We start from the raw sequence: 10,019 nt of genomic DNA on the forward strand, positions 1-10,019 counted from the left end.
ATAATAAGATCTTCATGAGTTTTAATGCCTCTTTTTTCTTCTTCTGCCTTGTCCACTTTCCCTCCTTGTCTACCTTGTCTGACTCCTATTATACGATTAATGTAAAAAACCTACCCTTGTCAGGGGGCGAGGGGTGGGTCCCACAAGGGTTTCAAGACTTATGGGTAAGGGATAGCAACTGTGGGGGGAACAAGAGTCAATTTGCTTGCTCTAGTCCCCCAAAATTGGGGGACCAGCGGGGGCTTGAATGTAGCAAATGGGACTTCTCAGACAACCTCTTAACCTGTCTATCTTTCCTAACCTTTCCTTCGACTGCATATAAGCATTATTTTTTTAAATTGGAATTAAATTGCTTTTAAACTATTGGATAAAATTTGCAAAACTTGGGTGATTTTTTCTGTTTTTGCTTCTGTGGCACTAATTAATAATAAAAATACATTTCTATCAATCTGACGGGCTAAAATTATTCCATTTATCGGTTGTGTATTATTATTTATTGTTAAACTACCACTCCAAGGTAAAGTAATTTCTCCTGGTTTAATTTTTTGAAATTCTTGTGGTTGAAAACTTTCGCCTCTAGCAAATTCATTTATGGCAATTATCGCTAAAGTTTTATCATCTAACTGTTGTAAATTAACTTGAGGTTTGACTACTACAGTATAAGCTAAATTTCCTTCTGGGGATTCAAATACTGGTACGCCAGCAATGATTTTTTGTTGATAACCTTCTATAATTCCAATCTCAAATTTACTATCTTTATATGAGCGAGAATTCAAAGCGATTGATGAATTAGTAATGTCTTCAGCTTGGGCAGGTTTTAGTAAGGATATTTGATGCGAATTTCCGATCATATAATTGAAAATAAATAAAGTTAGAGCTGTGAATAATCCAATACTAATTAAGCGCCATTTTTTCATATATATAGCCATCCTATTTCAGTTATCAGTTATCAGTTGTAAAAATATCTTTGAATTTAGGGAACAGAAGTCAAAGTTTCAGATGTTTTATATATTCTTAGATTTTTGACAAATCATTTGGAATTACTATATTAAACTTCCAAATTAAAAATTGTTTTTCTGTAAACGATCGTCACTATAGTCATAATGATTTAGGTATACAGTATCTGAAAAAAAAGTTATATAGCAGAAAGAAGAAGGAAGGTTAATATTACATACAGCATATTTCGGGCAAATGATGTACAGGTTTGAATGGTAAAATTCTTGTAGTGCGGGCATCTTGCCCGCTAGATGTATACCTTATAACAGCGGGAAGTTCTGTAAGTCAAGAGTACTAATAGACATCTCAAAAAATAAAAAATAAAATCAATTTTTATCTATAAAATTATCAATTATTTCTCCCTATTCCCTATTTCCTATTTTCTGAAAATATCTAATGGCAATGGCTATAAATTATCAGTTAAATTCCTCAGAATATTCAACTATTAACTTACCACCTAAAACCTACCACCTACCACCTAAAACCTATCACCTAAAACCTACCACCTACCACCTAAAACCTATCACCTAAAACCTAAAATAGTAGGGTCTCCAAAATCAAATAATCCGGCGACACAACCTGTCATTAAAGTAGCAAGAGTACCAACCCATAGAGCTTTCCAACCAAGAGCAGAAAGTTCCGATCGCCTCGATGGTATGAGATTTGATATTCCACCGACAAAAATTCCATAGGATGCTATGTGGGTAAAACCACAAAGAACATAACTAACTATTAGTAAGCCACGATCGCTAATTTCTCCGGCTGCTTTTAGTTGTGCCAAAGTAAAATAAGGAGGGATACTTGTTTCAAATAATCTACGTCCAATTAATATTGAAACTTGCCAAAGTTCGTTCCATTCTAGAGATACTCCGGTGAGAAAAGTTAGGGGTAAAAATATCGCTCCTAAGATATTTTGTACAGTGATTATTTGAAATATATTTCCTAGAGGACTTGGTAGATTTGCTAAACCATTAAATATGGCATTAACTAATGCAAGTAATCCTAAAATTACAATAATTACTGCCACAATTCCCACTGACATTTTTACTCCATCTATCCCTCCATTCATTAAACTATCCATTGGGTTTGGTAATTGGTCATTTTCTTTTTTTTTCTCAGATGGAATATGACCTAAAGTTTTCGGTTTCTCGGTTTCTGGTATCAAGAGTTTTGATAGTACAAAACAAGCTGGAATGGTCATTATTGATGCTGAGACTAAATGCCCAGTAATACCAGGAAAGGTTGGTCTGAGAATAATTGCATATATGCCTAATATTGAAGAGGCGATGGAACCGAAACAACAAGATAAAATAGTACAAAGTTCACTGCGAGTCATATCTTTTAGATATGGTTTGACGGCAATTGCTGATTCTATTCCTACGAATATATTTGCAGCTCCAGATAAAGATTCTGCCCCACTAATGTTCATTGTTTTTTGGAAAATTTTAGCAAACAATTCAACGATGGGCTGAATAATATTTAGTCGATATAATAGACTAATTAACCCAGAAAAAAAGATGATTTGTGGGAGAGAACGAAAGGCAAAAATAAAGCCTAAATTAAGATTATCTGGAGTGAGGCGATCGCCTGGAATTTCTACATAAGGAGTACCTACGGTTCTAACTATCCATCTGGCTGCGGGGCCTGGTCCAACAATGCGATTAGGGTCTGGGACAATTGCTGAATTAGAGCCGCCAAATAAAAATCTGGCCCCTGCTTCGGAAGCATCTAGTACTGTATTTAAGAGGTTATTGATTTGTGCAATTAGGTCACGGGTTGGTAATACAAATATGAGTAAACCAATAAATAGTTGTAATCCTATTCCCCAAAATATAACTTTCCAAGGAATAATTAGGCGATTTTCTGAACCTAACCATGCAATAAAGCACAGAATTACAATTCCAATTAAAGAGATAAAGTTTAATAACACATTCATTTGATTAGGGATAAAATTTATAAATATAGCAGAAAATAGGGAGTAAATAGTGTTTTTTTTCTGCAATTTAGAGCTTGAGTTAAAATCTTATTGGAAATTGCATTGCTCTCGGTTTCAGTATAAATCTAAGCAGCAATGCTGAGTGCTAAATTGCTGTTTGCCGAGCATTATGGACCTAAACGCTTTTTAACTTTCAGTTATAATATTGACATAAGAAAATTTATATGGTAATCAGGATAAATTATGGAAGCATTTAGCCCAACTCCTCCTCAATGGACAGAATCTTCAATTCATGTGTTTCAGTTCTCCTGTCCTAAATGTGGGGCAGGTACAATGGACGCACAGGCAGTTTGGATTAATCGACGTTCCCCTGTCTATGGAGAAAATAGTCGTCGCAAATGGCAAGAATTTTATCATTGTAAGTGTGGTTGTAGTTGGTGGGCCTGGAGTAGCGATCGCCCACCTTCTAAGTATGCTCCTAGCGATCGAGATGAAGATGAATGTAATGATTTAGATCCTTTTAGTTAGAAATTTAGGGTAGTCCTGCTTAACGAAGTCAGAAGTCAGAAGTTAACCCACCCCTGCCCCTCCCCAACCCACCCCCGCCCCTCCCAGGAGGGGAGCCAGGAGGGGAAGTGGGGGATTTGAGAAAAGCTCCAAAAATATTGCGCCTTAAAAGGCGGGATTTTAGATCCATATTATTTTGATAATAATGGTATGTAGCGAAATAGTATATAACAAACAGGAATACCTGGTACGGGAGCAAGATGCTCCCACTTTTCTTGTAATACCAAATATTGTTACAGTGAGGACACAGGGAACAGGGAACAGGGAAAGAAAAACATAAATATTAAAGAGGAAAAAAGGTGGAAATTTTAGAATTTATGGAATTTATAATTTTTTCTTTTAGGAATAAATCACAAATTAAGATGTAACTGCCTTTTTTGAATTTGGTATAACAAACATAGGCGTGAAAATTCAAAATAAAATCAATTGTTCCTTGTTTCCTCTTTTCTGGAGATGTCTCATAAATGCCGTCTGGAGGTGATGAATAAATGTTTTTAAATGCAAAAAATATCTTACTAATATTTCAGCAAAGCCTAATTTTATTTACCTACTTTTTAATTTTTTCAAAATCTGTAATAGCAGAACCTAGCAAAAACAATGTTCTGCCGATAAATAAACAACAATTTGTTAATCAAGCTGAAAATTTTGCCCAACAAAGAATTATTCCATCTCAGCTAAAAGCTATTAGAAAATGGGAAGAAGAATTATTAAAATGGCAAACATTAGGAGATAAATCTCAAGCAGCATTGACTTTAATTAAGCTCGGTGAAATTTACAAAGATATTGGCGCAACAAAGCTGGCATTAGAACATTACAATAAAGCATTAAGTTTATATCGAGAATTTGATAACCGTCTCCAGGAAGCATTTATTCTCAGTCAAATTTCTAGTATTTATATTATTGAGTTAGAACGACTGAAAGAAGAAAGAAATTTTCACTCATTGCATAGTTTGTATGTCAATTCTCGTCAGTCTCAGTTATTGTTAGAAAAAATCCGTAGCACTCCAGAAAAAGTCTTAGAACTTTATCAGAAATCTCTCAGAATTTACCAGGAACTTAATAACTTATCTGGAGAAGCTAGCATTCTGAATAAAATGGCTCAGAAGCGATATTTATATGATAGCGATCTAGACAAACATAAATTACTCCAAAAATCTTTAGCTATTTATCAAGAAATTGGGGATAAACAAGGAGAAGCTCTTGTTTTGGGTTTTCTCAGTGAATTTAATCTGATGGAGTATAGAAATGACCAAGCAGGATGGGATTTATTCGATCGAGCTATGGCAATTTATGGGGAAATTACACCTCAAAATAGTGATGGTTTTACGATAGGTAAAGCCCAAGCAAATCTATTAACAATGGCTGTGGATTATTGGTGGTCGGATAATCAACGAAAAGCTTTGGAATTATACGAACAGTCATTAAAAATTTATCAAGAAATTGGGGATAAAAAAGGCGAAGCACTGGCGATAAAAAATATGGGCTATCGCTATTTTTTGTTAGAGGATAAAGAAAAGGAATTAGAGTTTTATACAGAAGCATTGGGTATTTATCGAGAAATTGGCGATAGTTTTGGAATAGCGAATATTCTGGATAGTTTAGGAAGAGCTTACTATTTTTCAGGAGATGTCGAAAAAGCGTTAGAATTCTACAATCAAGAATTAGAAATACTTCAGGAAGCTAGTCAATTTTATAGTCAAATCGGAGATTCAGAAACTGCTTTAATATTTGAATATCGTCAGCCTGTTATTTGGTTTGCCATTGGAAATATTTACTCTAAATTACAAGATGATAAAAATGAAATAGAAGCATATAAACAAGCAAGAAAGGTTTATCAAGAATTGCGGGATAATGAAGGGGAGATAGATTTTCTGATTAAAGTTGCTGAATACTATGGGAATCAAGAAAACCTGGAAAAAATGGTGGAATTTTTAACGCAGGCTGTGAAAATTTACCAGGAAAAGGGCGATTTTCAAGCTGAAGCTAATCTCTTGCGTGACAAAATTGCTGGAATTTATTTCTATAGATTGAAAGATTCAGAAACAGGGTTTGAAATTCTGAATAAATCTCTAAAAATTTACCGACAAATTGGCAAAACTGAAGAAGTGGCAAAGACTCTCAGTCGGATTGGCTATTTGTATCTCTATACTGCTGAAAATGAATTACAAAATCCATTAGAGAGTAAACGAATGAGCAAGCGGGAAAGGTTTTTCTAGAAAATGGTGAAGAGAAAAAGACAGTAAATATTTTCATCAATATTGCTCGAGAAGACTATATTAAATTTGGAGATAAGGAAACTGCTTTGCAATTCTATTATCGAGCCATCCCAATTTCTCAAAAATTAGGAGATTACAAAACAGAAGCATGGATTTTACGAACTATTGGTCAGCTTTACTATGAATTAGAAAATCCAAACAAAGCATTAGAAACTTTTAATCAAGCACAAAGTATTTATCAAAAAAATAATGACCGTTCAGGACAAGCTTGGACAATTTATGAAATTGGTAAAAGTTACACCACATTAGGAGATTTCAAAAAAGCTTTAGATTCCTATAAACAAGCTTTACCTATTTATGAGCAAGAAAATAATGCACCTCTTCAAGAAAGACGAAGCCTTGATATATTGATTAGAATGAGTCGAATCTATGCTTATTTAGGAGATTCAGAAAAAGCTCTAGAATTCTGCCAAAAATCCCTAAGCTATGGTCAAGAAATTCTTCAATCAAAAACAATTTCAAACACAGAAGTATTTAGGGAAATTGGTAAGCTTTGCTATCAAATTGACAGTCCTAAAAATGCTTTAAATGCCTTCGAGCAATATCGTTTTGTTTATCAAAAACTTGGAGCAGACCGAGAAGTAACAGGTCTCATGCGAATTGGTAAAGATTATACTGAATTAGGAGACTCAAAACAGGCATTATACTTTTTCAATCAAGCTAAGAAAGTTTATCAAAATAGTGGTTTTGATGAGGGAGTTATAAATACTTTAATTTGGATTTCTCGGATTTCTTTTCAGGCTGGAAATTATCAAAATGCTTTAGATTCTTTCGAGCGAGGTTTGAGAATTGCTCAGAAAATTGATAATCCTAACAAACAAGCTTTAATATTAAGTGAAATTGGCGATATTTACTCCGAGTTAGGAGACAAAGAAAAAGCTTTAGAATTTTACAATCGAGCATTGATAATTTACAAAAAGCTCGGAGATTATAATCAACAAACCGATATTTTGAATAAAATTGGTAAACTTTACCAGCAATTCGGAGATTTAGAAAAATCCTTAACATTTTATCAGCAAGCCTGGAAAATATCCCAAGAAAATTATCCTCTTAAATTAGTCTCTATTTCTATGAATATTGCTGCAATATACTCCGAACTCGGAGAATTAGAAACAGCCTTAGAATTTTTAAAACAAGCTCTAAATTCTCATGGAAAAAATTATTCTTCTTTGCATACAGAGATAGGTAAAGTTCATTCTAATTTAGGAAAACTAGAAACAGCTTTGCAGTTCTTTAATCAATCCCTAGAACTACTTGAAAATAACTATCCCGAATCAAGAGCAGAAAACTTGTTTGGTATTGCTCAAGTCGAACAAAAACAAGGTAATCTCCAGAATGCTTTAACTCAAATAAAAACAGCAATTTCTTTAATAGAAGAAACACGAACTAGCAAAAATTCTCCCGAAGAACGTCTTACTTTTTTTACCTCCAAACAAGACTATTATGAATTTTATATCGACTTATTAATGGAACTGCATCAACAAAATCCCTCTCAAGGATATGATGCTCAAGCACTCAACATCAGCGAACGCTCTAAAGCAAGAAGTCTCCTCGAACTTCTTACCGAAGCAAATACCGATATTCGCAAAGGTGTTGAACCAGAATTAGTCATTCAAGAACGAAATTTACAACAACAATTAGATGCCATTGAGCGACGACGGGTAGAACTTTATAGCAGTGAAAAACAAACCCTAGAACAAAAAACAGCCATCGAACAAGAACGACAATATCTCCTCCAAAAATATAAAGAAGTCCAGGCAAAAATCCGCGAAAAAAGTCCGAGTTATGCAGCTATTACTCAACCTCAACCCATCACTTTAAAACAGATTCAAACACAAATTCTTGATGATGACACACTTCTATTGCAATATTCTTTAGGTAAGAAACGTAGCTTTCTTTGGGCGGTTACTAAAAATAGTATTACCAGTCATGAACTCCCTCCAAAAGCATTGATTGAAAACATAGTTAAAGAATTTCGTCTTACTGTTACTAATAGACGAGCAGATCCGTCCTCCTTAGCAGAAACTTCTAAATCTCTCTATCAGATAATTTTAGCTCCTGTTGCCAAGCAAATGAATAATCAACGCCTGGCGATCGTTAGTGATGGCATTTTAAATTACATTCCCTTTGCTGCCATTTCCTTACCAACAACCTCATCAGAAGCAAATTATTTACCTTTAATAAGTAAGCACGAAATTGTCAATCTTCCTTCTGCATCAACCTTAAGTATTCTACGTCGAGATGCCCAACAACGAAAAATTGCACCCAAAACCATTGCGATAATTGCCGATCCTATCTTTAGTCCTGATGATACCCGGTTAGAAAATGCTGTATCAACCCATAGTGAAAATTGGGAACAATATAACCTCAATCGTGCTGCTCGACAAATGGATGTGGGAATTTGGCAACGACTCCCATATACCCGAACAGAAGCAGAAGCAATTCTCGCCCTTTTGCCAAACTCAGAAACTATATCTCACTTTGATTTTGCAGCAAATCGTACCCAGGTAATCAATTCTCAACTGAATCAATACAGAATTATCCATTTTGCTACCCACGGATTACTTAATAGTATTAATCCTGAATTTTCTGGAATTGTTTTATCGATGGTAGATCCACAGGGAAACTTGCTAAATGGATTTTTACGTCTCCATGATATTTTCAACCTAGATTTTTCCGCAGACTTAGTAGTATTGAGTGCTTGTCAAACCGGATTAGGAAAACAAATACGAGGAGAAGGATTAGTAGGATTAACCAGAGGATTTATGTATGCAGGTACACCTCGCGTACTCGTCAGTTTGTGGAATATCGACGATGCTGCTACGAGCGAAATAATGAGTAGATTCTATAGGTTGATGTTAAAAGAAAAATTATCACCAACAGAAGCATTAAGAAAAGCACAGTTGGAGATGGTTTCAGAGACTCGTTGGAAAGCTCCTTATTATTGGGCAGCTTTTACTTTGCAAGGAGAGTGGAGTGAGGGAGTTCTTGATGACGCGGAGACACGGGGACGCGGGGACGCGGAGACAGGGGGACGCGGGGATGCGGGGACACGGGGACGCGGGGACGCGGGGACACGGGGACGCGGGGACACGGGGACACGGGGACGCGGGGACGCGGGGACGCGGGGACGCGGGGACGCGGGGATGCGGGGACGCGGGGACGCGGGGATGCGGGGGCGCGGGGACGCGGGGACGCGGGGATGGGGAGAGGGGGAGAGGAGGAGAGACGGGGACGCGGAGATTGGATAAAATGAGGAAACTGAGTAATTTAAGGAAATAGGACTGGGAACTTATGACAGATATTCGTTCTTTTAAGGAATTGAGAGTATGGCAGAATGCGATGGATGTAACGATGCTGATTTTTGAGCTAACTAAATCTTTTCCCCCAGAAGAACGATTCTCCCTCAGCGACCAAATACGACGTTCTTCTCGTTCTGTAGCTGCCAATTTAGCTGAGGCTTGGAGAAAAAGAAGATATCCTGCAGCTTTTGTCAGTAAGCTCTCAGATGCTGAGAGTGAAGCCGCAGAAACTCAAACTTGGTGTGAAATTGCTCTTCGATGTGGGTACTTAACTCATTCTCAAGCAGAGTCTCTTGATTCAAAACTTGAAGAAATACTAGGTCAGTTAGTAAAAATGGCTTCACAACCAGAAAAATGGACAATTTCTACTACTCGCTCTGTTCATCAAAGAAAGCCTCCGGGATAGACACGGAGAGGGGGAGACACGGAGACGCGGAGAGAGGGAGACACGGAGACACGGAGATGGGGAGACGCGGAGACACGGAGATGGGGAGACACGGAGACACGGAGATGGGGAGACACGGAGACGCGGAGATGGGGAGATGGGGAGACGCGGAGACACGGAGATGGGGTGTCATATCAAATCCGGTAGCATAGGTGTTATTCAGTATATCAGTATATAGGTGTTATTCAGTATTTAGAGATAAGAGTAGGGGCGAATGCCATTCGCCTTATATTGTAGGAGCGCCATTCGGCAGCTCTACGTTAGCATAAGGCCATTTGCCCTTACGCATTTTATGAAGATCGACGGAATTATATTACTCCGAAGCCAACAGATCTGATATCACCGCCTCCCCGTGTCTCCATGTCCCCGTGTCTCCGCGTCCTCAAAAACCCCCTCACCGCGTCCCCGTGTCTCCGCGTCTCCGCGTCCTCAAAAACCCCCTCACCGCGTCCCCGTGTCTCCGCGTCTCCGCGTCCTCAAAAACCCCCTCACCGCGT

Annotated in this window: 8 protein-coding genes; 6 read left to right on the forward strand and 2 right to left on the reverse strand. The window is 37.3% G+C overall.

Annotation, left to right across the window (positions count from 1 at the left end; all coding sequences use genetic code 11):
• Positions 1-344: 344 nt before the first annotated feature.
• Positions 345-851: a hypothetical protein gene (locus tag F6K54_RS32125; RefSeq protein ID WP_293087077.1), complete on the reverse strand. Its 507-nt coding sequence runs from the start codon at positions 849-851 to the stop codon at positions 345-347.
• Positions 852-1,392: 541 nt separating this feature from the next.
• On the opposite strand from F6K54_RS32125, the gene F6K54_RS32130 reads away from it, so the two are divergent.
• Entirely contained in the window at positions 1,393-1,527 is a 135-nt protein-coding gene (locus F6K54_RS32130; RefSeq protein WP_293087080.1) for a hypothetical protein, read from the forward strand.
• Here the strand turns inward: F6K54_RS32130 and F6K54_RS32135 are convergent.
• Entirely contained in the window at positions 1,520-2,932 is a 1,413-nt protein-coding gene (locus tag F6K54_RS32135) for a NupC/NupG family nucleoside CNT transporter (protein WP_293087083.1), read from the reverse strand. The genes F6K54_RS32130 and F6K54_RS32135 overlap by 8 nt on opposite strands.
• Positions 2,933-3,175: 243 nt before the next feature.
• Between F6K54_RS32135 and F6K54_RS32140 the strand changes: the two genes are divergently transcribed.
• The 5 genes from F6K54_RS32140 to F6K54_RS32160 all read left to right on the forward strand — a co-directional run bounded on the left by F6K54_RS32140 (position 3,176) and on the right by F6K54_RS32160 (position 9,674).
• A complete protein-coding gene (locus F6K54_RS32140; protein WP_293087085.1) occupies positions 3,176-3,460 on the forward strand; it encodes a hypothetical protein in 285 nt (94 codons plus the stop codon).
• Between the two features lie 527 nt (positions 3,461-3,987).
• Entirely contained in the window at positions 3,988-5,715 is a 1,728-nt protein-coding gene (locus tag F6K54_RS32145; RefSeq protein WP_293087087.1) for a tetratricopeptide repeat protein, read from the forward strand.
• Positions 5,716-5,756: 41 nt separating this feature from the next.
• Positions 5,757-9,026: a CHAT domain-containing protein gene (locus F6K54_RS32150; protein ID WP_366558291.1), complete on the forward strand. Its 3,270-nt coding sequence runs from the start codon at positions 5,757-5,759 to the stop codon at positions 9,024-9,026.
• A gap of 43 nt (positions 9,027-9,069) precedes the next feature.
• On the forward strand, positions 9,070-9,483 hold the full coding sequence (locus F6K54_RS32155) for a four helix bundle protein (protein ID WP_293087090.1): 414 nt from the start codon (positions 9,070-9,072) through the stop codon (positions 9,481-9,483).
• 56 nt (positions 9,484-9,539) lie between these two features.
• On the forward strand, positions 9,540-9,674 hold the full coding sequence (locus tag F6K54_RS32160; protein ID WP_293087093.1) for a hypothetical protein: 135 nt from the start codon (positions 9,540-9,542) through the stop codon (positions 9,672-9,674).
• Positions 9,675-10,019: the final 345 nt, after the last annotated feature.

This window comes from Okeania sp. SIO3B5, assembly GCF_010692555.1.
GTDB lineage: Bacteria > Cyanobacteriota > Cyanobacteriia > Cyanobacteriales > Microcoleaceae > Okeania.

What these genes read in the sequence shown, in the direction of transcription:
- F6K54_RS32125 (WP_293087077.1), bottom strand. Translation starts at nt 851, where the DNA reads ATGATCGGAAATTCGCATCAAATATCCTTACTAAAACCTGCCCAAGCT.
- F6K54_RS32130 (WP_293087080.1), top strand. Translation starts at nt 1,393, where the DNA reads ATGGCAATGGCTATAAATTATCAGTTAAATTCCTCAGAATATTCAACT.
- F6K54_RS32135 (WP_293087083.1), bottom strand. Translation starts at nt 2,932, where the DNA reads ATGAATGTGTTATTAAACTTTATCTCTTTAATTGGAATTGTAATTCTG.
- F6K54_RS32140 (WP_293087085.1), top strand. Translation starts at nt 3,176, where the DNA reads ATGGAAGCATTTAGCCCAACTCCTCCTCAATGGACAGAATCTTCAATT.
- F6K54_RS32145 (WP_293087087.1), top strand. Translation starts at nt 3,988, where the DNA reads ATGTTTTTAAATGCAAAAAATATCTTACTAATATTTCAGCAAAGCCTA.
- F6K54_RS32155 (WP_293087090.1), top strand. Translation starts at nt 9,070, where the DNA reads ATGACAGATATTCGTTCTTTTAAGGAATTGAGAGTATGGCAGAATGCG.
- F6K54_RS32160 (WP_293087093.1), top strand. Translation starts at nt 9,540, where the DNA reads ATGGGGAGACGCGGAGACACGGAGATGGGGAGACACGGAGACACGGAG.